The organism is Mycoplana sp. BE70 (genome assembly GCF_031455855.1).
Taxonomy (GTDB): Bacteria; Pseudomonadota; Alphaproteobacteria; order Rhizobiales; family Rhizobiaceae; genus Mycoplana.
The window spans coordinates 71,126-97,663 of sequence record NZ_JAVDTM010000001.1 but is presented as its reverse complement, the minus strand read 5'-3'; the positions used below and the strand labels follow the sequence as shown (position 1 = coordinate 97,663).

The 26,538-nt window shown below is 61.1% G+C and carries 27 protein-coding genes; all 27 read left to right on the top strand.

Going from position 1 to position 26,538, the window contains the following annotated elements; genetic code table 11:
- The first annotated feature begins 15 nt into the window (after positions 1–15).
- The 27 genes from flgA to J2Y48_RS00350 all read left to right on the top strand — a co-directional run bounded on the left by flgA (position 16) and on the right by J2Y48_RS00350 (position 26,528).
- Entirely contained in the window at positions 16–534 is a 519-nt protein-coding gene (gene flgA, locus J2Y48_RS00480) for a flagellar basal body P-ring formation chaperone FlgA (protein WP_405030139.1), read from the top strand.
- Positions 531–1,646, top strand: a complete 1,116-nt coding sequence (locus J2Y48_RS00475) for a flagellar basal body P-ring protein FlgI (protein ID WP_310411073.1) — start codon at positions 531–533, stop codon at positions 1,644–1,646. Before flgA ends, J2Y48_RS00475 begins: the two co-directional genes overlap by 4 nt.
- A complete protein-coding gene (locus J2Y48_RS00470; RefSeq protein WP_310411068.1) occupies positions 1,643–2,185 on the top strand; it encodes a MotE family protein in 543 nt (180 codons plus the stop codon). Before J2Y48_RS00475 ends, J2Y48_RS00470 begins: the two co-directional genes overlap by 4 nt.
- The gene (gene flgH, locus J2Y48_RS00465) at positions 2,182–2,892 is read left to right on the top strand and encodes a flagellar basal body L-ring protein FlgH (protein ID WP_310411065.1); all 711 of its coding nucleotides are present in this window, start codon (positions 2,182–2,184) and stop codon (positions 2,890–2,892) included. The genes J2Y48_RS00470 and flgH overlap by 4 nt, the downstream gene beginning before the upstream one ends.
- Positions 2,893–2,915: 23 nt before the next feature.
- A complete protein-coding gene (locus tag J2Y48_RS00460; protein ID WP_405030138.1) occupies positions 2,916–3,434 on the top strand; it encodes a flagellar basal body-associated FliL family protein in 519 nt (172 codons plus the stop codon).
- The gene (gene fliP / locus J2Y48_RS00455; RefSeq protein ID WP_310411062.1) at positions 3,431–4,171 is read left to right on the top strand and encodes a flagellar type III secretion system pore protein FliP; all 741 of its coding nucleotides are present in this window, start codon (positions 3,431–3,433) and stop codon (positions 4,169–4,171) included. The genes J2Y48_RS00460 and fliP overlap by 4 nt, the downstream gene beginning before the upstream one ends.
- A gap of 354 nt (positions 4,172–4,525) precedes the next feature.
- Entirely contained in the window at positions 4,526–5,716 is a 1,191-nt protein-coding gene (locus J2Y48_RS00450) for a flagellin (protein WP_310411059.1), read from the top strand.
- 308 nt (positions 5,717–6,024) lie between these two features.
- Positions 6,025–7,215, top strand: coding sequence for a flagellin (locus J2Y48_RS00445; RefSeq protein ID WP_310411056.1), 1,191 nt, complete (start codon positions 6,025–6,027; stop codon positions 7,213–7,215).
- Between the two features lie 227 nt (positions 7,216–7,442).
- Positions 7,443–8,687: a flagellin gene (locus J2Y48_RS00440; RefSeq protein WP_310411053.1), complete on the top strand. Its 1,245-nt coding sequence runs from the start codon at positions 7,443–7,445 to the stop codon at positions 8,685–8,687.
- A 353-nt stretch (positions 8,688–9,040) separates the two neighbouring features.
- A complete protein-coding gene (locus J2Y48_RS00435) occupies positions 9,041–10,321 on the top strand; it encodes a flagellin (RefSeq protein WP_310411050.1) in 1,281 nt (426 codons plus the stop codon).
- Positions 10,322–10,672: 351 nt separating this feature from the next.
- The gene (locus tag J2Y48_RS00430; RefSeq protein WP_310411047.1) at positions 10,673–11,326 is read left to right on the top strand and encodes a hypothetical protein; all 654 of its coding nucleotides are present in this window, start codon (positions 10,673–10,675) and stop codon (positions 11,324–11,326) included.
- Complete coding sequence (locus J2Y48_RS00425; protein ID WP_310411044.1) at positions 11,323–12,483, top strand: flagellar motor protein MotB; 1,161 nt, start codon at positions 11,323–11,325, stop codon at positions 12,481–12,483. The genes J2Y48_RS00430 and J2Y48_RS00425 overlap by 4 nt, the downstream gene beginning before the upstream one ends.
- A 4-nt stretch (positions 12,484–12,487) precedes the next feature.
- The gene (gene motC, locus J2Y48_RS00420) at positions 12,488–13,843 is read left to right on the top strand and encodes a chemotaxis protein MotC (protein ID WP_310411041.1); all 1,356 of its coding nucleotides are present in this window, start codon (positions 12,488–12,490) and stop codon (positions 13,841–13,843) included.
- Positions 13,840–15,228 (top strand): flagellar hook-length control protein FliK, encoded by a 1,389-nt coding sequence (locus tag J2Y48_RS00415; protein WP_310411037.1) that lies wholly within the window; start codon positions 13,840–13,842, stop codon positions 15,226–15,228. Before motC ends, J2Y48_RS00415 begins: the two co-directional genes overlap by 4 nt.
- Positions 15,161–15,730, top strand: a complete 570-nt coding sequence (locus tag J2Y48_RS00410; RefSeq protein WP_310411034.1) for a lytic transglycosylase domain-containing protein — start codon at positions 15,161–15,163, stop codon at positions 15,728–15,730. The genes J2Y48_RS00415 and J2Y48_RS00410 overlap by 68 nt, the downstream gene beginning before the upstream one ends.
- 269 nt (positions 15,731–15,999) lie before the next feature.
- Positions 16,000–16,671, top strand: coding sequence for a transcriptional activator Rem (gene rem, locus J2Y48_RS00405; protein WP_310411031.1), 672 nt, complete (start codon positions 16,000–16,002; stop codon positions 16,669–16,671).
- Between the two features lie 114 nt (positions 16,672–16,785).
- A complete protein-coding gene (locus tag J2Y48_RS00400; RefSeq protein ID WP_310411028.1) occupies positions 16,786–18,342 on the top strand; it encodes a flagellar hook protein FlgE in 1,557 nt (518 codons plus the stop codon).
- Positions 18,343–18,380: 38 nt separating this feature from the next.
- Positions 18,381–19,811: a flagellar hook-associated protein FlgK gene (gene flgK / locus J2Y48_RS00395; RefSeq protein ID WP_310411025.1), complete on the top strand. Its 1,431-nt coding sequence runs from the start codon at positions 18,381–18,383 to the stop codon at positions 19,809–19,811.
- A gap of 4 nt (positions 19,812–19,815) precedes the next feature.
- On the top strand, positions 19,816–20,877 hold the full coding sequence (locus J2Y48_RS00390; protein WP_310411023.1) for a flagellar hook-associated family protein: 1,062 nt from the start codon (positions 19,816–19,818) through the stop codon (positions 20,875–20,877).
- Between the two features lie 38 nt (positions 20,878–20,915).
- On the top strand, positions 20,916–21,263 hold the full coding sequence (flaF, locus tag J2Y48_RS00385) for a flagellar biosynthesis regulator FlaF (protein WP_310411020.1): 348 nt from the start codon (positions 20,916–20,918) through the stop codon (positions 21,261–21,263).
- Positions 21,260–21,706 carry a flagellar biosynthesis repressor FlbT gene (gene flbT / locus J2Y48_RS00380; protein WP_310411017.1) on the top strand — a complete coding sequence of 149 codons (447 nt, stop codon included), beginning with the start codon at positions 21,260–21,262 and terminating at the stop codon, positions 21,704–21,706. Before flaF ends, flbT begins: the two co-directional genes overlap by 4 nt.
- A complete protein-coding gene (gene flgD / locus J2Y48_RS00375) occupies positions 21,700–22,113 on the top strand; it encodes a flagellar hook assembly protein FlgD (RefSeq protein WP_405030137.1) in 414 nt (137 codons plus the stop codon). The genes flbT and flgD overlap by 7 nt, the downstream gene beginning before the upstream one ends.
- 5 nt (positions 22,114–22,118) lie before the next feature.
- Positions 22,119–22,385 (top strand): flagellar biosynthesis protein FliQ, encoded by a 267-nt coding sequence (gene fliQ / locus J2Y48_RS00370; RefSeq protein WP_310411014.1) that lies wholly within the window; start codon positions 22,119–22,121, stop codon positions 22,383–22,385.
- A 112-nt stretch (positions 22,386–22,497) separates the two neighbouring features.
- Positions 22,498–24,585 (top strand): flagellar biosynthesis protein FlhA, encoded by a 2,088-nt coding sequence (gene flhA / locus J2Y48_RS00365; protein ID WP_310411011.1) that lies wholly within the window; start codon positions 22,498–22,500, stop codon positions 24,583–24,585.
- The gene (fliR, locus tag J2Y48_RS00360; RefSeq protein ID WP_310411007.1) at positions 24,582–25,331 is read left to right on the top strand and encodes a flagellar biosynthetic protein FliR; all 750 of its coding nucleotides are present in this window, start codon (positions 24,582–24,584) and stop codon (positions 25,329–25,331) included. The genes flhA and fliR overlap by 4 nt, the downstream gene beginning before the upstream one ends.
- A gap of 10 nt (positions 25,332–25,341) precedes the next feature.
- On the top strand, positions 25,342–25,740 hold the full coding sequence (locus J2Y48_RS00355; protein ID WP_310411004.1) for a hypothetical protein: 399 nt from the start codon (positions 25,342–25,344) through the stop codon (positions 25,738–25,740).
- Positions 25,741–25,964: 224 nt separating this feature from the next.
- Positions 25,965–26,528, top strand: coding sequence for a rod-binding protein (locus J2Y48_RS00350; RefSeq protein ID WP_310411002.1), 564 nt, complete (start codon positions 25,965–25,967; stop codon positions 26,526–26,528).
- The last annotated feature ends 10 nt before the right edge of the window (positions 26,529–26,538 follow it).

Here is a 26,538-nt window from a genome sequence, read left to right as displayed (position 1 = left end):
ACAGACGAGGGGAACATGATGTTTCGCCTGTTACAATCGCGTCAAAAGAAGGCTCGAGCAGATCGGGCGAGGGGGCTGTTCGTTGTCCTCGTCCTGGCGCTCGCGGGCCTCACGGGCGGGCTGGGCACGGCGCAAGCCTCCGGCGAAGCGCGTTTCGCGGTTGTTCCCAAGCGAACCATCTATCCCGGCGAGCAGCTCGACGCGGCGCAGCTCGAGGAGGTCGAGGTCACCAATCCCAACATCGCGCCCGGTTACGCCGAAGAGATCGCAGCCGTCAACGGGTTGATCACCAAGAAGACGCTCCTTGCCGGCCGGATCATTCCCGTCTCCTCGCTGCGCGAGCCCTTCGCGGTCTCTCGGGGCAAGACCGTCCGGCTCGTCTTCCAGAACGGCCCGCTCATCATCTCGGCGTCCGGCACGCCGTTGGAAGACGCTTCGGTCGGCGACCTCATCAAGGTCCGCAACATGGATTCCGGCGTCATCGTCTCCGGGACCGTCATGGGCGACCATTCAGTGCACGTGGTGGCAAAATGATCAGACCGTTCCTGTCCCGCCTCTTGGGTCTCCTTGTGGGGCTTGCGCTTTCGGTCGCGCCGGCCCACTCGGCCGCGCGCGTCAAGGACGTAGCGTCGCTGCAGGCGGGACGAGACAACCAGTTGATCGGCTACGGCCTTGTCGTCGGCCTGCAGGGCACCGGCGACAGCCTGCGCTCGTCTCCGTTCACGGAGCAGGCGCTGCAGTCGATGCTGCAGAACCTCGGCATCAACACGCAGGGCGAGCGCTCGCGGGCAAAGAACGTCGCGGCGGTGCTGGTCACGGCTACGCTTCCGCCGTTCGCAAGCCCCGGCAGCCGCATCGACGTGACGGTCGGTTCGCTCGGCGACGCCACGTCGCTGCGCGGCGGCTCGCTGGTGATGACCTCGCTCACCGGCGCAGACGGTCTGATCTATGCCGTCGCGCAGGGCTCCGTCGTCGTCACCGGCTTCAACGCGCAAGGCGATGCAGCCTCGATCCAGCAGGGCGTTACGACCGCGGGCCGCGTGCCGAACGGCGCGATCATCGAGCGGGAGCTTCCGGCCCGGTTCAAGGACAGCTCCGACCTAGTGCTGCAGCTCCGCAACCCGGACTTTTCGACCGCGGTCGGCATGGCCGATGCCATCAACCGCTACGCCACGGCGCAGTACGGCGGCAAGATTGCCGAAGCGCGTGATTCGCAGTCCGTTTACGTCGCCAAGCCGAAGCGCGCCGATCTCGCCCGCCTGATGGCCGAAGTCGAAAATCTCGTGATCGAGACGGACGTGCCTGCCCGCGTCGTCATCAACGAGCGCACCGGCACGATCGTGATCGGCCAGGACGTGCGCATTTCGGAGGTGGCCGTGAGCTACGGCACGCTGACGGTGCAGGTGACCGAAATGCCGCAGGTCGTGCAGCCCGAGCCCTTTTCCAGAGGTGTTACGGCGGTCGAGCCGAACACCGACATCGTCGCCCAACAGGATGGCGGCACCGTTGCCATCCTTCACGGTCCGAACCTTCGCACGCTCGTCTCCGGGCTCAACAGCATCGGCGTGAAGCCCGACGGGATCATATCGATCCTGCAGGGCATCAAGTCCGCCGGCGCGCTTCAGGCAGAATTGGTGCTGCAATGACGGACGGGCCACACGACACATCCCTTCTCGGTGGTCTTCGCGGCCTGCTGCTGCCCGCCCTCGGCGCGCTCATGCTGGTGGTACCCGGTGCGCTTGCCGAGGAGCGTCCGGTGATTGTCACCAGCAAGGCGACGGCGGACGAGATCCGGGAATTCTGCACCAACATCGCCGACAAGGCGCGCGACCAGCGCTACCTGCTGCAGAAGCAGGAACTCGAGGCCCTGCAGAAGGACGTCGACAGCCGCATCGCCACACTGGAAGCGCGGCGGGCGGAATACGAGGACTGGCTGCGGCGGCGCAATGAATTCCTGCAGGTGGCCGAAGCCGGCCTCATCGAGATCTACAAGAAGATGAAGCCGGACGCCGCCGCCGCGCAGCTTCAGGAGATCGATCCGGAGATCGCTTCGGCGATCGTCATGAAGCTCAATCCGCGCATGTCGAGCCTGATCATGAGCGAGATGGAGGCCGGTAAGGCCGCCGTGCTCGCCCGCATCATCGCCAGCGCCTCTGACCCGAATACCTCGAAGGACCCGTCATGAAGAAGCTCGCACTCGCCATGATGGCCACAGCGCTTTTGTCAGGCTGCGCAAACCAGGCGATCAGGGAGATCGGCCAGGCGCCGTCGATGAGCCCGATCGGCAGCGGCCTGCAATATGCGCAGACGCCGCAAATGGCGCTCTATCCCAAGCAGCCGCAGACTAGGATGGCCGGCTATTCCACCTGGAGCGATCAGCAGTCGAACCTGTTCAAGGATTCGCGGGCGATCAACGTCGGCGACCTGCTGACGGTGAAGATCCGCCTGAACGACGAGGCGACCTTCGACAACAAGACCGACCGCAGCCGCGTCAACAAGAGCGGCATGAACTTCGGCATCGGTGGAGAGGGCGAAAACTTCAGCCTCGACACGAAAGCTGACCTCAACTACGGCTCGTCGACCAGCACCAAGGGCAACGGCAAGACCGAGCGCTCGGAACGGCTCAGCCTGTTGGTTGCCGCCGTCGTCACCGGCGTGCTTGAAAACGGCAACCTGCTGATCAGCGGCTCGCAGGAAGTGCGCGTGAACCAGGAACTGCGCATCCTCAACGTTGCCGGGATCGTCCGACCGCAGGATGTCGATTCGGATAACCGCATCTCCTACGAGAAGATTGCCGAGGCACGCATCTCCTACGGCGGTCGCGGCCGTCTGATGGAAGTGCAGCAGCCGCCATGGGGACAGCAGGCCGTCGATCTCTTGTCGCCGATCTGATCGCACGCGCACGGAAGCAGCTGATGAAAATGGACATGTCGGACGAAGACCAGGGCGGCGAAGGCAAGAAGAAGCCTTCGCCTGTCGTGACAATCGCGATCATCGCGGGCCTCAGCGTCCTCGCCGGTGGCGGCGGCTGGCTCGTCGGGAATCTTCTGGCGCCGGCGGCGCCTGCCGAGCCCGTTGCGGCGGAGGCGGCCGGCGAACAGGGCGCGAAGAAAGACAAGGACGGCGAACTTGCGCGTCTTGCAACAGAAGCCAACGGCATCGTTGCCTTGGAGGCATTCACCAGCAATCTGGCCTATCCTGCCGACAATCTCGTGCGGATGGAAGTGGCGCTCGCTTTCAAGGACACGCCCGACCCGGTGCTCGCCGAGGCCATTCACCAGGACATCATGGCCTATATGCGCACGGTGTCACTGCAGCAGATCCAGGGGCCGCGCGGGTTTCAATATCTGCGGGACGACCTGAAGGAGCGGGTTGACCTGCGCTCCGAAGGGCGCGTAACGAACATCATGTTCCGGACCTTTGTGATCGAATGATTCGATTTTTCACGACGACCTTTATTGCCATGATGGCAATGACCACCATGGCGTTTGCCCAGCAGACGCCCGCGCAGATTCTCAACACGCCCATCGACGGATCAGTCGCGTCCTGGATCATCCGGACGTTCGGCCTTTTGACCGTGCTTTCGGTCGCGCCGGGCATCCTGATCATGGTGACGAGCTTTCCGCGCTTCGTCATCGCGTTCGCGATCCTGCGATCCGGAATGGGGCTTGCGACGACGCCGTCGAACATGATCCTGGTCAGCCTGGCGTTGTTCATGACCTTCTACGTCATGATACCGACTTTCGACCGTGCCTGGGTGAACGGCGTCGAACCGCTGCTCGCCAAACAGATCGACGAGACGGAGGCGGCCAAACGCGTCGCCGAGCCCTTCCGCGAGTTCATGACCGCCAATACCCGTGAAAAGGACATGAATCTTTTCATCTCGCTCGCCGAGGAGCGGGGGCAGACCGTGGTCGAGGACGGCAAGGTCGATCTGCGCGCAGTCGTTCCCGCCTTCATGATCTCGGAAATCCGGCGCGGCTTCGAGATCGGCTTCCTCGTCGTGCTGCCCTTCCTTGTCATCGACCTGGTCGTCGCCACCATCACCATGGCGATGGGCATGATGATGCTGCCGCCGACCTCGATCTCGTTGCCATTCAAGATCCTCTTCTTCGTGCTGATCGACGGCTGGAACTTGCTGGTCGGCAGTCTGGTCAGATCCTTCCACTGATTTTTCGGCTATCCGATCGCCCGCGGCCCTCGCGGGATTTGTTCGCCTGCGGATCGAGTTGGCGGCGCGCTGCTCGAGCATGTCCGGGACGCTTCTCGCTGCCGTGGTTAATTTGCCTGTTTCGGAATTTGTTGCAGGTTTGGTTTCGTTAACCACGGTCTCTGCTTCGCTCGAAAGCCACCGCCGCAATTAAGAACCTGGCAAGACTCGGCGCCTAGTTTCATCCGCACACGACAGGTTTGGTTTTCACGGTAAGTGAACCAAGTGGCATGATGCCTATCTGTAGTAACCGGTAATAATTCATAAGTCCGGTATGTCCCAATCGGTAGTATTCAGTAAAAAGGGACAACTCCTATGACCAGCATTCTGACCAATGGCAACGCCATGGCAGCGCTTTCGACGCTGCGCTCCATCTCCTCGAACATGGAAGACACCCAGAACCGGATTTCGTCCGGTCTGCGCGTCGGTTCTGCTTCGGACAACGCCGCCTACTGGTCGATCGCCACCACCATGCGTTCGGACAACATGGCTCTTTCCGCCGTGCAGGACGCCCTGGGCCTCGGCGCCGCCAAGGTCGACACCGCCTATGCCGGTATGGAATCGGCGATCGAAGTCGTCAAGGAAATCAAGGCCAAGCTCGTCGCCGCCACCGAAGACGGTGTCGACAAGGGTAAGATCCAGGAAGAGATCAACCAGCTGAAGGACCAGCTGACCTCGATCGCTTCCGCCGCTTCGTTCTCCGGCGAGAACTGGCTGCAGGCAAATGCCAACGGTTCTGTCACCAAGTCCGTCGTCGCCTCCTTCGTTCGCGATGACAAGGGCAATGTCTCCGTCAAGAAGGTCGACTACGCCCTGAACGGCGGCAACGTCCTGTTCGACACGTCGGGCGGCAACCTGGGTATCCTCGACAAGACCTACAACGTGTCGCAGAAGAGCGTCACCGTATCGGTCAACACCGACGGCGTTGCCTCCGAGCACACCGTTGCTGCTTACTCGGTCGATGACCTGATTGCGCAGAACGCCACCTTCACGACCAACACGGTCGCAGGCAAGACGACCCAACTCGCTGACGTCGGCGGTACCTTCTACGTCAAGATCGACGAGAACAACTGGGTCGAAGCGATGGACGTGACCGGCACCGGCCAGGAAGCGGTCCACGACGAGGGCGGCGTCTACTACGGTGTCGACACCGGCGCTGGCCCGGCCACCGCCGTTGCCGCTCCGAGCTCGATCGCCAACATCAACATCGTTGGCATGTCGAGCACTGCCCTCGACGCCCTGATCTCCGGCGTTGACGCGGCCCTCACCGACATGACGAGTGCTGCCGCCGACCTCGGTTCGATCGGCATGCGCATCGACATGCAGGAAGAGTTCGTCAAGAAGCTCAGCGAATCGATCGACAAGGGTATCGGCCGCCTGGTCGACGCCGACATGAACGAGGAATCGACCCGCTTGAAGGCTCTGCAGACGCAGCAGCAGCTGGCCATCCAGGCTCTGTCGATCGCCAACTCCGACTCGCAGAACGTTCTGTCGCTGTTCCGTTAATCGGATCTCGCGTCCACAACTCGATAGTTCGAAGAGGCCGCACCTGGAAACGGGTGCGGCTTCAACCTTTTCTTAAGCATGCACTGCTACGCGCGCGCACACGTCAGGGCTGCAAAATAAAATCTGCGGCTGTATCGCTTTACCTGTTTCATTTAGCTCTTCGTTAACCAAACAAGCGTTAGCTAGCCTCATTGAGACGGCGAGTTAACCTGAATTGTTAACGGGTTAGCAAGCATGACGCTGTGCGCCGGCTCCCGGTAGTCCGGAATGTCCCTTCACACATCAGCCATTCAAGGGGCACCCATCATATGACCAGCATCTTGACTAACGTCGCAGCCATGGCTGCGCTCTCGACCCTGCGCGGAATCGCCTCCGGCATGGAAGAGACCCAGGCTCGCGTATCGTCCGGTCTGCGCGTCGGCGAGGCGTCGGACAACGCCGCCTACTGGTCGATCGCGACCACCATGCGTTCGGACAACATGGCGCTTTCCGCCGTGCAGGACGCCCTCGGCCTCGGCGCCGCCAAGGTCGACACCGCCTATGCCGGTATGGAATCGGCGATCGAAGTCGTCAAGGAAATCAAGGCCAAGCTCGTTGCCGCCACCGAAGACGGTGTCGATAAGTCCAAGATCCAGGAAGAAATCGACCAGCTCAAGGACCAGCTGACCTCGATCGCTTCCGCCGCTTCGTTCTCCGGAGAGAACTGGCTGCAGGCAAATGCCAACGGCTCCGTCACCAAGTCCGTCGTCGCCTCCTTCGTTCGCGACGACAAGGGCCATGTCTCCGTCAAGAAGGTCGACTACAACCTGAACGGCGGCAACGTGCTCTTCGACACTGCGGGCAATAACCTGGGCATCCTCGATAAGACCTACAACGTGTCGCAGAAGAGCGTCACCGTATCGGTCAACACCGACGGCGTCGCCTCCGAGCACACCGTTGCTGCATACTCGGTGGATGAACTGATTGCGCAGAACGCCACCTTCACGACCAACACGGTCGCGGGCAAGACGACCCAGCTCGCTGACGTCGGCGGTACCTTCTACGTCAAGATCGACGACAACAACTGGGTCGAAGCCATGGACGTGACCGGCACCGGCCAGGAAGCGGTCCACGACGAGGGCGGCGTCTACTACGGTGTCGACACCGGCGCTGGCCCGGCCACCAACGTTGCCGCTCCGAACTCGATCGCCACCATCAACATCGTTGGCATGCCGAACGCACAGCTTGACGCCCTGATCTCCGGCGTTGACGCGGCCCTCACCGACATGACGAGTGCTGCCGCCGATCTCGGTTCGATTGCCATGCGCATCGACATGCAGGAAGAGTTCGTCAAGAAGCTGAGCGAATCCATCGACTCCGGCATCGGCCGCCTGGTCGACGCCGACATGAACGAGGAGTCGACCCGCCTCAAGGCTCTGCAGACGCAGCAGCAGCTCGGCATCCAGGCGCTGTCGATCGCCAACTCGGCTTCGGAAAGCATTCTGACGCTCTTCCGTTAATCCTGAGACATTTCAGCAGCTTAAAGGCCGTCCCCTGGGGCGGCCTTTTCGCTTGGGTGAACTTCGTGAATTCTGTTTAAGATTTGTTAACCATGGCCGGCTTAACTGCGCTCATCGTAACGATGGGTTAACCAAGACGAAGAAGCGGTTAACGGCATCAGGCCACACCATCGTTCCCGGCGCTTCCGGGATGTCCCTCATCTAGCCAATCCAGGGGCAAAATCATCATGACCAGCATTCTCACCAACGTCGCAGCGATGGCTGCACTACAGACCCTCCGCTCCCTCGACGCGAAAATGGAGGAAACCCAGTCGCGGGTCTCCACCGGTCATCGGGTCGGCACCGCCTCCGACAACGCTGCCTACTGGTCGATCGCGACCACCATGCGCTCTGACAACATGGCCTTGTCCGCCGTTCAGGACGCTCTCGGGCTGGGCGCCGCCAAGGTCGACACCGCCTATGCCGCCATGGAAACAGCTGTCGAAGTTGTCAAGGAAATCAAAGCCAAATTGGTTGCCGCGACGGAAGAAGGCGTCGATCGCTCCAAAATCCAGGAAGAAATAGAACAGTTGCAGGAACAGTTGCGGACGGTCGCCTCAGCGGCAAGTTTCTCCGGGGAAAATTGGCTTCAGGCTGACATAACCACGCCGGCGACAGTCGTGACGAAAAACGTCGTCGGTTCTTTCGTGCGCGCCGAAGATGGCAGCGTTTCGGTCAAGAAGATCAACTATAATCTCGGTAGGGACACCGTTCTTTTCGATACGTCCGGAAATAAAAACGGCATCCTCGACAGGGTTTTCAATGTTTCGCAGAATGCTGTCACGCTAACCGTAAATACAAGCGGTGTCGGAGCAGAGCACACCGTAGCGGCATATACGATCGACCAACTGATCGCAGCGGGAGCAACCTTCACTACCAACTCGGTTGGAACGACGACGACGCAACTTGCCGAGGCGACAGCAGACCTGATCGTGGGCGGGGTCACCGTCATCGCGAACGGCGACTTCTTTGTTCAGGTGAGCGCCAACACCTGGGCCCTGGCGTCCGACGTGACCGGCACGGGGCAGGAGGCGCTGCATTACGACGGCGTGGCGATCTACTACGGCGTTGACACGGCCAATGGCCCCGCCGCCAACATTCCGGCGCCGAAGTCGATTGATGACGTAGACATCACCGTTCTGACCAATGATGAACTCGACGTCATGGTCAGCGCCGTCGACAAGGCTCTCGAGGCGGTCATCAGCGCCAGCGCCGATCTCGGCTCGCTCGCCATGCGCATCGAGATGCAGGAAAACTTCGTGGCAAGCCTCACGGACTCCATCGATTCCGGCATCGGCCGCCTCGTTGATGCGGACATGAACGAAGAGTCGACGCGTCTCAAGGCGCTGCAGACGCAGCAGCAACTGGCCATCCAGTCGCTGTCGATCGCCAACACCAGTTCGGAGAATATTCTCCAACTCTTCCGTCAGTAAGCGGCGCCCGGCTAGGGGCGACTTCGTCCCGCTCTGAAGGAAAAACCGCGGCTCCGCAAGGAGCCGCGGTTTTCGCGTGTTTGGCCCTTACGAACGGTACCACCGCGCCTCCGGCGCGGCGCTGCAGAGCTTGCGTCAGGCTTGCCGGATTGTCGAATGTTTACGAAATCTTCATAATTCCTAACGGCTTCCGGCTGGCGTTAACCATTTGTTAACCTATTTTTCATTAACTTTTCGTTAAGAATGACGGACTGTCGCCCAGGGCAAACGGTTGGCGACAGCGCGCATGACGCGGTCCGCCGTTACCGGTGTTCACTCCGGCATGCATCGCTTTTTCAGACAAGGCAACAACGATGGCCAGCATCCTGACCAACGCCGCCGCCATGGCGGCCCTACAGACCCTGCGCTCGATCGATCGGGATCTCGAAACAACGCAGGCGCGTGTTTCCTCCGGTATGCGCGTCGAGACCGCTGCGGACAACGCGGCATACTGGTCGATTGCAACCACCATGCGCTCGGACAACCGTGCGCTTTCCACCGTGCAGGATGCGCTTGGACTTGGCGCGGCAAAGGTCGACACCGCCTACGCCGCCATGGAAAGCGCCATCGAGGTGGTCAAGGAGATCAAGGCGAAGCTGGTTGCCGCCTATGCCGTCGGCACCGACCGCGCCAAGATCCAGGAGGAAATCGCCCAGTTGCAGGAGCAGCTGCGCAGTATTGCCGAATCAGCCTCCTTCTCAGGCGAGAACTGGCTGCAGGGTGTCATCAGCGACGGCGGCACGCCGGCCGTCGAGAAGCCTATCCTCAAGCAGGTTGTCGCTTCCTTCATCCGCAGCTCCTCCGGCCAGGTTGCGGTGACGACGGTGGACTACCCGATGGATTCCACCTCCGTGCTCTTCGACCAGGGCGGCGGCAAGCTCGGCATCCTCGACCGGGAAGTCGACTTTCTGAAGAAGAACGAGACCACCGTCAGCGTCGAGGTCGACGATGGGGTGGACAAAATCACAACGAACTACGCCGTCCGAAACTACACCGACGCCGAACTGACTGCGCTCGGCCCCAATGCAAGCAGCGATCCACGGATCTATGAAGTGGGCGCCGGCCCGACCCTTTATCTGAAGGTCGCCGAAGGGAGCTGGGTGGAGGTCGTAACAGCCGATCCGGCCGCCCCGGACACCACGACGCCGGCTTACAACGACGGCACCGACGACTATTACGTGGTCCTCACCGGCGCCAGCGACATGGCCACCCGCAATCTCGGCCTTTCCGTCGCCACACTCGACATCAACAAGCTGCTCGACCTCGCCACCACGATGAACGGCATGACCGGCGGCGGCTATACGGAAGTCGACGTGCTCGACGTCATGACGCAGTTTGTCGACCAGCAACTGCTTGCCATGACCAGCGCGGCCTCCGGCCTCGGATCGATCCAGAGCCGCATTCAGATGCAGGAGAGCTTTGTCGCTAGTCTGGTCGACGTGATCGACAAGGGCGTCGGCCGTCTCGTCGATGCCGACATGAACGAGGAGTCGACACGCCTCAAGGCCCTGCAGACCCAGCAGCAGCTCGGGATCCAGTCGCTGTCCATCGCCAACACCAACTCGGAAAACATCCTGCAGCTCTTCCGGCAGTAGTCCGTCCGGAGCGCCGCCCCTGTAGAAGAACGGTTTGGCTGATCGGGGCGTGCGTAAGAAAACCGGTGTGTCGTGGCCATCGCCACACCGGCATGCTTGGGCCGCGCGGTTTGCCCTGGCGCGGCCCAAGACCTTCATCTTCGCACAAGTTTGAACTTCTAGTCTTGCAAGCTGCGGTCAAGCAGATTGGGCGTCGTGCCGGGCAGATCCGGCGAGGCGATACGTCCGAGGAGACGGGGCAACAGTGTCGAAGTGTAAGAAGGTATCGATGCACGAACCACGGCGGGGTGACTCGCGATGCGTTTGCGCGGCCTGGGAGCAGGCGGCCGGCCATGCGACTGGAGCAACGTCATGAGCGTGCATCTTGCCAGATACCTGAAGGATTTCAGCGCGCCGCGGCAATCGCCATCGGCTTTCCCGCGTGACGGTGCGTCCGAACAGGTAGGCAGCGCGATCGAGCAGGTCGTCTTCGAGATCCCCGCGCCGGAGCCGCAGGTCGACATCGAGGCAGAGCGCGCCCAGGCGTTTTCCGCCGGTCGTACCGAGGCGACAGCTGAACTTGGACGCCGCCACCAAGCCGAAGTCGAGGCGTTGCGCAGCGCACATACGGAAGAACTTGAGGCGTTGCGCGCCAAATACGAGCAGCAGGCCGCGGCCATGGTCGCCGAACGTTTTGCGCAAATGGCCGAAACTGTCGCCGACCTCGTCGCCGACCAGGCGGCCAATGTCCTGGCGCCGGTGCTCGATGAAACATTGTCTCGCAAGGCGGTCGCCGACATGGCCTCTATGATCCGGGCCGGCCTTTCCGACGGCGAGGGAATTACCGTGACGGTCAAGGGATCGTCACATCTGTTTGAACAGTTGAAGTCGCATTTCGAGGGCGAGATTCCGGTGTTCCGGCATCAGCAAGCCGACGATCTCGATCTTGCGGTGGAATTTGGGGAAACGGTCCTGGTCACCCGCATGACGGCCTGGGCTGATACGGTCCGCAAGGTGCTGGCATGAGCGACGGCGACAACAATCATCACGGCAAGAACGAAGTCATCATCATCAAGCGTCAATCCGGCCAGGAGGGCGAGCACCACGGATCGGCGTGGAAGATCGCCTATGCTGACTTCATGACGGCGATGATGGCGTTCTTCCTCGTCATGTGGCTGGTAAACGCAGCCAACGAGGAGACGAAGGCTTCCGTCGCGTCCTACTTCAATCCGATCAAGCTCACCGACGACAAGCCGGCCGACAAATCGCTGAAGAAGCCCGGAAAGCAGGCCGAGGGCGAGGATACCCAGGAAAAATCGAGGAGCGAGGGCGATAAGCCGTCGCAATCGAACGGCGCCGAAAAGGGCAAGGACCAGAGCACGACCGCCGGCGATGAAGCCCAGTACTCGCAGGCCGACTTTTTCGAAAACCCCTATTCCGTGCTGTCGGAGATCGCCCAGGAAGTCGGCCAGCAGGCCAATGTCAGCGCCAAGGGCGACGGCGGCGCGGCCGACTCGGGGCCGGCAACGGGCGCCGCTGGCGGCGAGGCCTATCGCGATCCGTTCGATCCCGATTTCTGGACCCAGCAGGTCGAAATCAGCCAGGCCACCAGTGCCGGCACCGAGAACGTCTCCAGGCCCGGCCCGAACAAGGAAGCCGACATCGCCGCCGAAAAGCCCGAAGACGGAGCGACGAAGGACGATGCGGATGCCGCGGAAAAGGCAGCCGGCGAGGCGGAGAAGTTGCAGAAGGAGATTGCTGAGAACATCGGCGCGCTTGGTAAGCTCGCGGACGGCCTGACCGTTACTCCGGCCGAAGGCGGCCTGCTCGTCAGCCTGACGGACCAGATGAATTCTGCGATGTTCAATGTCGGTTCGGCTCTTCCGAAGAAGGATCTCGTGGTTGCCATGGAGAAGATCGGCAAGATCCTCGCCGAACGGAAGGGAGCGATCACCATTCGTGGCCACACCGATGCGCGCCCCTTCAAGGGCAACGGCGACAACTGGCAATTGTCGACGGCGCGCGCGCAAAGTGCCTACTATATGCTGGTGCGCGGCGGATTGGACGAGAACCGCGTCAACCAGGTCAGCGGCTTTGCCGATCGGCGGCCGAAGGTGCCCGAAGATCCACTGGCAGACGTCAATCGCCGCATCGAAATCCTGATCCAGGCGACCGAGGGCTAGCACTATGCCGGCAAGGCTGCGGGTGGCATCGATGGGAATGGCGCTTGCTGCGGGCCTCGGGCTCGCAGCCTCTGCGCACGCGCAGGGCCAGGACAATCTTGCGCCCTACAAGATGATCCGCTCCCTGCAATACGTGCAGGACACGGTCGTTCTGGGCGATCATTCCGCCATGGAGATGCAACGCTTCCTGCTGTCGACGATCGACGAGCGGTTGCGCACGGCCGATCCCTCTCTGTTCAGGGACCCGCGCAATGTCGACGCGGCGCTCATCTATGCCATGAGTGGGGGTAACCCGGAGACGCTCGAGCTTTTGACCAAGCAGGACGTGGCCGGTCACTTCGATCCGCGCATCACGGATGCGGTGCGCAACTATCTCGATGGTCGCGGCTCCGCCAATACGAGGACGTTGGCCGAGATATTTCCCGAATACAAGGGCCTTCAGATCGGGCCGTACCTGGCGCTCGTTTCCGCCAACTCCGTTTTGCGCAAGGATCCGAAGCTCGCGCTCGGCTATTTCGATTGGGCGCGGTTGACCGCGCCGGGCACGATCGTGGAGGAGGCGGCGCTGCGGCGGTCGATCTACGTCGCCGAACAGAACGGCATGGTCGACAGGGGAGTTGCCTATTCGAGCCGCTATGCCCGACGCTTTCTGCATTCGCCCTACGCCAGCCAGTTCGCCGACCTCTTCGTCAAGCTGGCTACGGACAATTTCGAGAACGTCGGCGAGGAGAACATCCAGGAAATTCTGTCCTTCATGGATATACCGCGTCAGCGCGAGGTCTATCTGCGCATGGCGCGTCTCGCTGCGATCTCCGGTAAGGAACGGCTGGCGACAATGGCCGCGGACCGGGCGCAGGCCTTGTCGGGCGACGGCGAGCAGGTACCCAAGACCCTTGCCGACCTGTACTCCGGACTTGCCTCGATCTCGTCTGCCGACGTCAGTCAGGCAGCAGAGAAGCTGATCGCCATTCCCGATTCAGATCTTTCGGCAAAGGATCGTGCACTCAAAGAGGCCGCGCGCGTCCTGGCGGAGGAGGTGCTGCGCCCGCCGATGATGACAGACATGCCGGACTTGGCCGCATCGCCGGACTTGCCAGGGGCGATGCCATCGGCCGCGACCGATACGCCGACCGCAGACGCTAGCGACCTCGACGGCACGAGCCCGAAAGTCGTGACGGAAGCGGACGGGGCGCAAGGCTCTCCCGTCGCAGCAGGGGAACCGGCAGCAGCGATCGAGTCGGCGGAGAAAAAGACCAGCGAACAGGAAGGGGCAAGCGATCCCGCGTTCGATAACTACGTCGCGACGGGTCGTGAGAAATTGAACGAGATCGACAAACTTCTGGAGGGAGACGGCAGTTGACCACTATCGACACCAGCGCACTGAACCAAGTCGCCCCCAAGCCGGGTGCAGGGAAAGACAAGGCGCAGACCGATGGCGACAGCAAGGGCCACGGCAAGTTTGCAGATGCATATGCAAACGTTGCGACCGGGGGTGCAGGCTCCGGTGCGGCGGACCAACAGCCGATCGCAAACAGGGCTTTGGACGTCGAGGCGTCCGCCTCCGAGGGTGGGCGTTCGACCAAGTCGATCGGGCATAGACCGGCAGCGTCATATCGCTCCGGTGGATTTCCCGTTTTGGCCGATGCCGCAAGGTCGCTCGACGCGGCCGAGGCAGGCAGAGCCGACGGGCCCGGAAACTCCATGAAGGGCGATGGCATCGGAACGGGTCGGGCTGGGCGGCAATCTGCATCGGGCGCGGGCGATGCCGAAGGTGCGGAAGCCGGCGAATTGAACGAAACCACCGGCACCGATGGACTTGGCAATCTGCTGTCGATGCTGACCAGCACAACCGCTTCCGAGACCGATCCGTCGAATGGTGCGGTGTCCACCGCGTCGCTCGGTGCCGCCGTTGCCGCCCTGGTACAGGTTGGTCAAGGCGGGAAGGGCCGATCGGACGATACCGCTAGGCGGATTTCGGGTGTGGGCGCTGACGGTGCGGCTGCGACGCCGGCTGCAGAAGGTCTGGGCGACATGGATGTCTCCGACGCAAACTCCGATCCGGATCAGGTCTTCCGGCTGGTCCGTGCCGATGGCAGGGGCAAGGCGGTTGAAATTGCGATTTCCGGCAATGGCGAGGCTTCGTCCGTCAAGGACCAGGCCGGCGCCAAGGTCGAGGCCGTCACCATCCTTGATTCGCGTCGATACATCGGACTGGCGCAGGCCGGCAATTCAGCGGCGGTGACAGCGGCGATCGCGCAGGATCCCTCCTGGGCTGCCGCCCTGGAGACAGCCGACAAAGCACCCGATCTGACCGGCAAGGTCGTCAACACACTCAAGATCCAGTTGCATCCGATCGATCTTGGCACCGTCACCGCAACGCTTCGCCTGCAAGGCGATGCTCTTGTGGTCGACCTGAAGGTCGAGACCGGTAAGGCCTACCGGAATCTCAGCGAGGATCAGGATGCGATCGTGAAGGCCTTGCGCGGACACGGCTTCAGCGTCGACCAGATTAGCGTGCAGCTAACGTCATCGTCCGATCGCAGCGGCGGGGCAGGGCAGGGAGACACGCAGGCTCAATTTTCCGGCCAGCAGCAGCAGGCGCGCGAAGGCGGCGGTCGCCAGAGCGGCGGGGAGACGCGTTTTGCGGCCTCCATGGATCCAAACGAGGGATCGACACATGATTACGGGCAAACGGACATTTCTGCCGCTGATCAGCGTCGCGGCGTTGGCGGCGTCTATCTGTAACGCCAATGCCTCCGCGGGGAGTTGTGAGCGTGAGATCCTGGCCGCGGCCTCGAAATACCGCGTCCCGGCCGGCATCCTCTATTCCGTTGGCCTGACGGAGACCGGCCGCAAAGGATCGCTGCAGCCCTATGCATTGAACATCGAAGGGAAGGCCTATTTTGCCGCCGACCAGCGTGAGGCGCTCATGCGCTTCCAGCAGGCGCGGGCGAGTGGTGCCAAGCTGATCGATCTGGGCTGCATGCAGATCAATCACCATTTCCATGGTTCGGCGTTCTCCTCTCCGGCGGAAATGCTCAATCCGCGTCGCAATGTCGAGTATGCCGCGCGGTTCCTGGCAGAACTGCACGCGCGGCACGAGACCTGGACGATGGCTGTTGCGCGCTACCATGCCGGCCCCAACAACGATCCGGCCCAGAAGCGATATGTCTGCCGCGTGATCGCCAACCTGGTGGCGACCGGTTACGGCAGTTGGACGGACAACGCCCGCACCTTCTGCAAATAATGCAATTTAAGATTGAATAACGCTGCGAGCGTGAATTGTGGCGTTAATGCGTGCTCTTTGTGGTCCGCAAGCGATTGCTGATATTGCGTTAACCTTTTCCACTGCAAAATAGTCGCAATCGCACTACTACCCACTAGATGTAGATCAAATCACTACGGAGTGGTTAATCAATTATTAAAAAATTCAGATGATTTTATCTAATTGCCGCTGATTCGCTCGATTCGTACCACTCTTCCAACGAAGCACCACACTGATTCGGAGGCGGACGAATGATCGTAGTGGTTGATGAGCGCGAGCTCGTTAAGGACGGCTATACTTCTCTATTTGGGCGCGAGGGCGTGCCCTCGACCGGATTTGACCCGAAGGAATTCGGCGAATGGGTCATCTCGGCGGCGGATACCGATCTTGATGCGGTGGAAGCCTTTCTGATTGGGCAGGGACAGCAAATGCTGGATCTGCCGCGGGCGATCCGTGACCGTTCCCAGGCGCCGGTGATCGCGGTCAGCGACAGTCCTTCGCTGGAGACCACGTTGGCCTTCTTCGACTGCGGTGTGGACGATGTCGTGCGCAAGCCGGTCCATCCCCGTGAAATCCTGGCGCGTGCCGCGGCAATCCGGCGGCGCCTGAAGGCGATCGCGAACTTCACCGACATCGGCCCGATCCGTGTCTTTTCGGATGGTCGCGATCCGGAGATCAACGGCGCCGTTTTCCCCCTGCCGCGCCGCGAGCGTCGCATCCTCGAATACCTGGTCGCAAACCGTGGCCGACGCCTGTCCAAGACGCAGATCTTCAACGCAATCTACGGCATCTTCGACGAGGACGTCGAAGAAAACGTCGTGGAAAGCCACATCAGCAAGCTGCGCAAGAAGCTGCGCAAAAAGCTCGGCTTCGATCCGATCGATTCGAAGCGCTTCCTCGGTTACTGCATCGACTGGAACTGATTTTGGGCGGGCCGGTTTCCGGCCCGCATTGTGATTTTCATCACAAGCCACAGACAGCCTCACGCAAGGCCCGCACAATACTTTCAGCGACAATTCGAATAGCGAGGAATCAGTATGAGCCTCTACGGAACCATGAGAACCGGCGTATCCGGCATGAATGCCCAGGCAAATCGCCTGAGCACGGTTGCTGACAACATCGCCAACGCCAATACCACGGGCTACAAGAAGGCTTCGACGCAGTTTTCCTCGCTGATCCTGCCTACCACCGGCGGCGCCTACAATTCGGGCGGCGTCACCACGGACGTGCGCTACTCGATCTCGCAGCAGGGGACCTTCACCTACACGACGTCGGCCACTGACCTTGCCATTAACGGCCAGGGGTTCTTCATCGTGACCGGTGCCGACGGCGTCGAATACCTGACCCGCGCCGGCGCCTTCACCGTCATGGACGACGGCTCGATGGTCAATTCGGCCGGCTTCAAGCTGATGGGCTATGAGTATTCCTCCACCGACGATCCGACGATCGTCGTCAACGGTTTCGATGGATTGAAGGAGATCAATCTCGCTTCGGGATCGTTGACCGCAACGGGATCCACCGCAGGAGCTCTTGACGCCAACCTGCCCTCGAACGCGCCAGTTGGCTACTCTAAGACCACTTCGCTTGTCGCCTATGACAGCCAGGGCAACACCCGTCTGCTCGACTATGTCTACACCAAGGCGGCCGACAACACCTGGACGGTGGACGTCAAGTACAATGGCGTCTCCGTGATGAACCAGCCAATGCAGGCTTCGACAAGATCGAGCGCGCTCGGGAACCTGGACCCAGCCAGCGCGAGCTTCACGCATACCGCGACCGCCTACGACAGCACCGGCGCCGCCCGTACGCTGACGTACAACTACACCAATACCGGACCAGGAACCTGGGACGTGGAAGTCTTCGACGGAGCGACCTCCCTCGGCGCTCCCGTCAACCTGACGTTCGATGCGGCCGGAAAACTGACGTCCGGCGGCCCCATGGTGACGACGGCAGCGCCCCCGCTCGGCGCGCTCAGCATCGATTTCAGCTCCCTCACGCAGCAGACCGGTGCCTCGTCGGCATCCGCCATCGTCAACGGCAACGCCGCGAATGCCAGCGGTCCTGTCACCCTGACCTTCGACGCGGCAGGCAAGTTGCTCAATCCTTCGTCGCTGCGGACGCAGGGGCTGACGATCAACGGCGCAACGCTTGCGCCGCTCGACATCAGCATCGGCGGCACGACGCAGCTCGCCTCCGACTTCAACGTCTCCAATGGCAAGATCAACGGCAACTCGGCCAGCAAGGTGATCGGCTACGAGATCAGCGCCGACGGCGTCGTCTCGCTGAAGTACAACAATGGCGAACTGGAGCCGAAGTACCGCATTGCCATGGCGAACGTGCAGAGCCCGGACAACCTGAAGCCGCTGCCCGGCAACGTCTACTCGCAGAGCAACGATTCCGGCGTCATCGTCATGGGTTATGCCGGCAACAGCAGCTACGGCTCGATCCTCTCCGGCGCGCTCGAAGACTCCAACGTCGACATTGCCGAGGAACTGACCAGCATGATCGAGGCGCAGCGCAACTACACTGCCAACTCGAAGGTCTTCCAGACCGGTTCCGAACTGATGGACGTCCTCGTCAACCTCAAGCGTTGACGAGAACGGGTGCTGCAATAGAACGTTAGGTTGATACGATGTCGCTTTCAACGGCAATCAAGATTGCCCAGTCCAGCTTTTCGAATACCGCGATCCAAACCGCCGTGGCATCGAAAAACGTTGCGAACGCAAGCAACCCCGCATACAGCCGACGTGCCGCAATTCTCGCCTCGTCGGCCAACGGCTCGACGGTCGTCCAGACCTTCCGCGCGCAGAACGAAGCACTCCAGAAGCAAAATCTGCTGAGCATCTCTAAGTCCGCCGCGCAGGACACGACGCTGGCCGGTCTCGAGCGCATGAAGATGATGCTCGGCGGCGACTACGAGCTGTCGGCCGCCAATCTGATGTCGGTCCTGCGCAACAACCTTCAGGCGTTCGCGGACAAGCCAAGCGAGCGGTCCCTGGCGGAGACGGTCGTCGCGAACGCGACCGACGTCGCAAATTCGCTGAATTCGACCAGCCAGGCCATCCAGAAGATGCGCGCGGAGGCGGATGCGGACATCGGGACTGCCGTCAACGAACTGAACCGCCTGCTTGCCGAGTTCAAGACCTATAACGATCAGGTCAAGGCTGGCACGGCCGCCGGTACCGACGTGAACGACGCGCTTGATCAGCGCGACAGGCTTCTGACTCAGATCTCCGAGATCGTCGGGGTCAGCACGCTGGTCCGTACCAACAACGACATGGCCCTCTATACCAGCGACGGAACGGTCCTGTTCGAGACGTATCCGCGCTCGGTCACGTTCGTCCCAACCGCGACGTTCACGGCTGGATTGGTGGGCAACAAGGTCTACATCGAGGGCGTCGCAGTGCCGGCGGGCCAAGGTGGCAACACCAGCGCCCAGGGGACGCTGGCGGCACTGCTGCAACTGCGTGACGACATCACCCCCACGTTCCAGACGCAGCTCGACGAGCTCGCGCGTGGGCTCATCTCGATGTTCCAGGACGCTGGCCAGCCCGGCCTCTTCGCCTGGATGAACGGGACCACGCAGTCAACTGTCGTTCCGGGTGCGCTGCAGGATGGATTGGCAGCTTCGATCATCGTCAACCCTTTGGTGATTACGGCGAAGGGTGGCAACCCGCTGGCGCTTCGCGACGGCGTGAACGTGAGCCAGAACACCGCCAACGATGCGAGCTTCTCGACATTGCTGGAAGGCTACGCTGCTGCCTTCGAGACGGACATGACGTTTGACGTCTCGACCGGTATCAATCCGACAGCGAACATTCTGAACTTCTCGACCGCTTCGATCGGCTGGGTAGAGCAGTTGCGCAGTGCGGCGGTAACGGCCAACGACGACAAGACCGCACTTCTGTCGCGGACACAGGATGCACTGAAGAGTGTGACGGCCGTCAGCCTCGACGAGGAACTGGCGCTGCTGCTCGATCTCGAACAGTCCTACAAGGCTTCGGCGAAACTGGTCGCGGCAGTCGACGAGATGATGACCGCGCTCCTCCAGGCAGCAGGCTAAGCACATGAAGACGTCGTTCGTATCCAACATGACCATGCAGAGCACTCTGCTTCGGACCATCGCCGAGGCGCAGACGGAGCTCATGCAGAAGCAGAAGGAGACGGTCACCGGCCGGCATGCCGACGTCGGCGCCGTTCTGGGCGCCAAGACCGCCCGCACGCTCAATCTGCACCGTGACCTGCAGCGCCTTGAGTCGCTGCTGAGCACGAACTCGCTGACAAAGCAGCGCCTCAGCGCTTCGCAGCTGGCGCTCGGAAACATCTCCGAAGCGGCAAAGCAGGTGCAGGAAACGCTGATCACGTTTGCCGGCACGGAAACGCAGACCCAGCTCAATCAGACCAAGGAGAGCTTCGCCGGTGCGCTGACGCTCTTCACCAATGCCGCCAACACATCCTTCAGCGGTGAGTATCTTTTTGCCGGCATCAATACCGATGTCATGCCGGTGAACAACTACCTCGCCGCCGGTTCTACGGCGAAAACAGCCTTCGACAGTGCTTTCTCCGCTTTCTTCAGCTTTCCGCCATCGGATCCGCAAACGGCAAACATCACCGATCTGCAGATGTCGGCGTTCATCGACGACCTCGAGACCAGGTTCATGGACACTTCGCCTGCGGGAACCTGGGCAACCGACTGGTCGAATGCGTCCAGTCAGAACATGACAAGCCGGATCAGCAGCTCCGAGGTCATCCAGAGTTCGACCAATGCCAATACCGACGGCATGCGCAAGTTCGCGCTCGGTGCGGTGATCGGCTACGAGCTCTTGAACCTGAATATCAGCACGGCGGTCCGCAAGACAGTCAGCGACAAGTCGCTGGAGTTCATCGGCTCCGCTATCACGGGCATCGACGGCGAGCGCACCACGCTCGGTGTATCGGAGGCACGCGTCAAGCAAGCGAACATCTCGCTCGAGGCGCAAACCAAGATCATGACGACGAGCATCAACAATCTCGAAAAGGTCGATACCAACGAGACCGCAACCCGCATCACGACTCTCGAAAACCAGCTGTCGCTGGCCTACACGCTGACGGGCCGATTGCAGAACATGAGCCTGGTGAACTACCTCTGATGATCAGAGGTGCGACGACAAACATGAAGGGTGTCTGAATGTACCAGTTCTCATACGTTGAGATCATGGAGGATGGCGTTGAAACCTCCAGAAGCCGGGAGCGGCAGGTTCTCGATCGCTCGATCGATCTCCTGCGGCGGGCGCAGCAAAGCGAAAGCTACGGCAGGGATGCCATTGAGGCGGTCTACTATACGCGCCGCGTCTGGATCCGCTTCGTGGAGGATCTCGGGGACCCGGAGAACCAGCTCGACCAGGAGCTGCGTGCCAATCTAATTTCAATAGCCCTCTGGATCTTGGGGGAGGTCGAACGCATCCGTAAGCGCGAGTCGGCCAATTTCCAGGGGATCATCGACATAACAACCATCATCAGGGATGGCATTAAATGAAAAGCACATTGCGGATCTCACTGAAGTCGGGCGAGCGTATCTTCGTGAACGGGGCGGTCCTGCGGGTTGACCGCAAGGTTGCGCTTGAGTTCCTGAACGATGTCACCTTCCTGTTGGAAAACCACGTCCTCCAGCCCGAGCAGGCGACGACGCCGCTGCGCCAGCTCTATTTCATTGCGCAGATGATCCTGATCAATCCGGAAGGCGCCGAGCAGTCGACGACGATCTTCCGCAAGTCGGTGATCATGCTCCTCAACTGCTTCAAGAACGAGGAAGTGCTGGCGGAGCTGAAGCGAATCGACGGTCTGGTCACGCAGGGGCGCGCCTTTGAAGCGCTGAAGGCCATCCGCGCTCTCTATCCGATCGAGGATCGCATCCTTAACAACCAGGAAATGACGCCGGCGACGATCGAGCATATCCGCAAGGAGATCGCCATATGGTGACGCCGGTCGGAGCCGCAGGAACCGGTTACACGCCGACCGTATCGGGCATGGAGTCCGGGTCGGACTCCAACAAGGCCACGCTCAACTACGAGAGCTTTCTGAAGCTGCTTGTCGCCCAGCTGAAGAACCAGGATCCGACGGAGCCGATGGATCCGACCCAGCAGATGGCGCAGCTCGCGACCTTCTCGCAGGTCGAGCAGACGATCAAGACGAACAAGAACCTCGAGAGTATGCTGCAGCGCACGGCTCTCCAGGAGGCCAATTCTGTGATCGGACGGACCGTGACCAGCGACGACGGCCAGATTTCTGGTGTCGTCAAGGAAGTGACGTTGTATACCGACGGCATCGTTGCGACGCTTGAGTCGGGCAAGAAGCTTGTCATCGGCCCCGGCGTGAAAGTGAGCTGACCGAAATGAATGAGGCCGACGCCCTCGATATCGCCCAAGCCGCCATCTGGACCGTGATCGTCGCGTCCGGTCCCGCGGTTCTGGCGGCCATGGTCGTCGGCGTCAGCATCGCCTTCATCCAGGCGTTGACACAGGTCCAGGAAGTAACCCTGACCTTCGTCCCGAAGATTCTTGCGGTCTTCGTGACGGTCGCGCTCTCGGCGCCCTTCATCGGGGCGCAGATCTCCATCTTCAGCGACGTCATCTTCTCCCGGATCGAATCCGGCTTCTGAGCTTCTAGACTTCGTCCCCCGCTGCCACCCTCGCGCAAGTTTCGCGCGCTACCACTGCGGGCAGCATGGCGGCTCTTGCGGGCTGCGCCTCTCATGACGAGACGGGACGAATATGGCACAGGTACCATCACTCTCCATTCCCAAGGTGAATCCGAGCGGTCGGGACGTCGCGTTTGCGATGGGCATCGTCGCCATTCTCTCGATCCTGTTCCTGCCGATACCGGTGTTCCTGATCGACATGGGTCTGGCGTTCTCGATCGCCTTTTCCGTTCTGATCCTGATGGTTTCGCTCTGGATCCAGCGGCCTCTCGACTTCTCGTCCTTTCCAACGATCCTCCTGATCGCGACGATGATCCGGCTGGCGCTCAACATCGCCACCACCCGCGTGATCCTCTCGCACGGCCACCAGGGTCACGATGCGGCCGGCGGCGTCATCGCCGGTTTTGCCAACCTCGTCATGTCGGGCGATTTCGTCATCGGACTGATCGTCTTCCTGATCCTGATCACGGTGAACTTCATCGTCATTACCAAGGGTGCGACCCGCATCGCCGAAGTCGGCGCCCGCTTCACCCTCGATGCCATTCCCGGCAAGCAGATGTCGATCGACGCGGACTTGTCCGCCGGACTGATCGACGAGAAGCAGGCACAGCATCGCCGGCGCGAACTGGAGGACGAAAGCTCCTTCTTCGGCTCGATGGACGGTGCGTCCAAGTTCGTTCGCGGCGATGCGATCGCCGGCCTTATCATCACGGCCATCAATATCTTCGGCGGGATCATCATCGGCTATTTCCGCCACGGCATGGAAGTTGGCGAGGCGGCCGATGTTTTCGTCAAGCTGTCGGTCGGCGACGGCGTCGTGTCGCAGATCCCCGCCCTCATCGTGTCGCTCGCGGCCGGCCTGCTCGTTTCGCGTGGAAGTGCACCGGGCTCGACGGACAAGGCCGTTGTCGACCAGTTGAGCGGCTACCCGCGCGCCCTGCTCGTCGCTGCCGGACTGATGATGCTTCTGGCGGTCATGCCTGGGCTGCCCTTCTTTCCGTTCATGGTGCTCGGCGGTGTCATGGCGTTCGGCGGTTGGATCATTCCGCGCCAGCAGGAGGAGGAGAACAGGCTGCGGCGCGAGCAGGAGGCAAACAATGCCGTGCAGGCAAAGGACGCCGACAAGGACTCGGTCAAGTCGGCGCTAAAGACCGCCGAGATCGAACTCCTGCTCGGCAAGCAGGTATCGACACGCCTCCTCGGAGCTCACCAGGAATTGGCGTTCCGCGTCGGAAAGATGCGCAAGAAATTCGCCACGCAATACGGGTTCGTCGTCCCGGAGATCAAGGTCTCCGACGACATTTCGATTGCCGACAAGTCGTATCATATCCGCATCCATGGAACGACCGTCGCCTCCAACCTCGTGCGCGTCGGTGAGGTTATGGTCGTCACCGGCGGTGGCCGCAAGCCAAGCGTTCCGGGCGACGATATTCGTGAGCCCGCCTTCGGCATGCCCGCGGTTTCGGTCCTGGAGACCTTCATCGAGGATCTCCGCCGCGAGGGTTTCCATCCGATCGACAACGTTTCGGTCGTCCTCACCCATCTTTCCGAGGTCATCCGCAACAATCTGCCGCAACTGCTGTCCTATAAGGACGTCAAGATCCTGATCGAGCGGCTTGATCCGGAGTATCGCAAGCTGGCCGACGAGATCTGCTCGTCGCATATGTCCTACTCCGGCCTGCAGGCGGTGTTGAAGCTGCTGCTTGCCGAACGGGTTTCGATCCGCAATCTGCATCTCATTCTTGAAGCGGTCGCAGAACTCGCGCCTCACGTCCGCAAGACCGAGCAGATCGTCGAGCACGTCCGCATTCGCATGGCACAGCAGATCTGCGGGGATTTGGCCGAAAACGGCGTTCTGCCGGTTCTGCGCCTCGGAAACCGCTGGGACATGGTGTTTCACCAGGCACTCAAGCGCGATGCCAAGGGTGAAGTCGTGGAGTTCGACATCGACCCGCGCCAGCTGGAAGAATTCAGCGAGCAGGCAACGAAAGTTATCCGTGAATTTCTTGATCGCGGCACGCCCTTCGTACTTGTCACCTCGCCCGAATCCCGGACTTATGTGCGCATGATCATCGAACGCCTGTTTGCCACGTTGCCGGTCCTCTCGCATGTCGAGCTTGCCAAGGGCATCGAGATCAAGATTCTCGGCTCGATCTCATGATCACCGATCCGCAGGGCACGGTGCTGGCGCTGTTCGCTGCCTTCTGCCGTGTCGGCGGCTGTTTTATGCTGCTTCCGGGTATTTCCTCGGCCCGCATCGCCATGCAGGTCCGACTGTTCCTGGCGGTTGCCGTTTCGATGGCAGTTCTGCCGATTCTCTGGGACACGATCTATCCGAAGACACAAGGGGCGACTGTCAGCTATGTCGAGGTGATCCTGTTCGAGACGCTGACCGGCGCCGTGATCGGATTGATCACCCGCTACTATGTGCTGGGCCTCCAGTTCGCAGGCACGTCGCTGACGATGATGATCGGATTCAACTCACCGCCGTCGCCAGACATTCTTGAGGACGCGTCGGAAAACCAGCTGACCAACCTCATCAGCTTCGCCGGGCTCATGGTGCTGTTCACTTTGAATTTTCACCACATCGTCTTCCGGGCACTGGTCGATTCCTACACGGCGATCCCGATGGGGGGCTTCAACCCGCAAAGCGCGCTGATCACGCTGACCGACACGCTGGCGCAGACCTTCAGCATCATGCTGCGGTTGGCCAGCCCCTTCATCATCTACGGTTTGCTGTTCAACGTCACCGTCGGTCTGATCAACAAGCTTGCGCCGCAGATGCCGATCTATTTCATCTCGCTGCCCTACATCATCCTGGGCGGTCTGTTTCTGCTCTACTTCGGCGTCTCCTCGCTGCTGGAGATTTTTGCCAGCGGCTTCATCCCGGTGTTCGAAGGCCGCTGAGGGAGGTGACATGAAGAACCGTTCCGACAAACTCAAGCGCCTGGTCACGGTTCAGCGTCATCTCGAGCAGATGGCGGAAATGGATCTGGCGATGACGACGCAGCAACGGCAGGAAGTGGCCGACACCATGGATGCGGTCGCCGGGGCGATCAATTCGCTCAATCCAGTCCACCGCGGGTTCTCCGGCATCTATGCCGCGCAGATCGGCAAGCTGCGCCATAAGGACACGATGCTGGCCGGCGTGCAGCAGATGCATGAGATGCGGATTGTGCGCGAGCGCACAAAAGGCGACCGCTTGGAAGAGCGCATGCACGAAGCTCGCGACCTCGAGACGCGCGAGGCCGACGACGATGCCATCTACGATCTCATCGACCAGCGCATCGCCTATGGTGATGAGGGCGGACGTTAGTCGAGGAGCCGCTCTCCGATTGGCGCGAGCGCATGACCAGCCTCCCGTAAGGTTGGGCGGCGATAGTCGAATCCAAGACGAAGGATGAAACCCGCGGGCGTTGGCATGCAAGCCGGAACGATGGCGTTCCGTTGGCGGTCAGTGTCGCGGTCTTCGCTGCGAATAGGTCGGCGGTCTGCCATGACGGTGGGTGCGGCTTCCTCACATCCGAGAGGCAAAGAGACGTGGCAATTTCACCCCCCAGCGATCTGGTGCTTGACGTTGTGCGAGCCGCCGACCCTGCATCGGTGCAGGAAGCGCAGGCGCAGCTAAGATCGAACCGCGCAAGCTTCGAGGCGACCAGCCTCGCCGATGCCGGCGGCGGCTTCGGTGCTGCCGTCAGTATTCTGAACCGCAATTCCGCCGGATCCGCCATGCCCACGGCCGTGAGTGGCGGGGACAAGGCGATCCCGGAGACGTACCGCAAGTTCGAAGCGATGGTGCTGCAGAACTTCGTGAAGTCCATGCTGCCCGCCGAAAGCGAAGAGATCTACGGCAAGGGTACCGCCGGTGAAATCTGGCGCGGCATGATGGCCGAGCAGATCGGCGACGTGATTTCCAAGGGCGGCGGCATCGGCATCGCCGAAAGCCTCATGAAGGACAATGAAAAGAAGCCAGTCACGGAGGATATCGCCGTGATCGACCCGAATGCCCAGCGCGTTTCCACCGCCATGGTTCAGGAGTTGCAGCGCAACACTTTCGCTGAGCTGACACCGGGTGAAACGAAGAACGACAAAAAGACATCCTGATCGGAGGAAG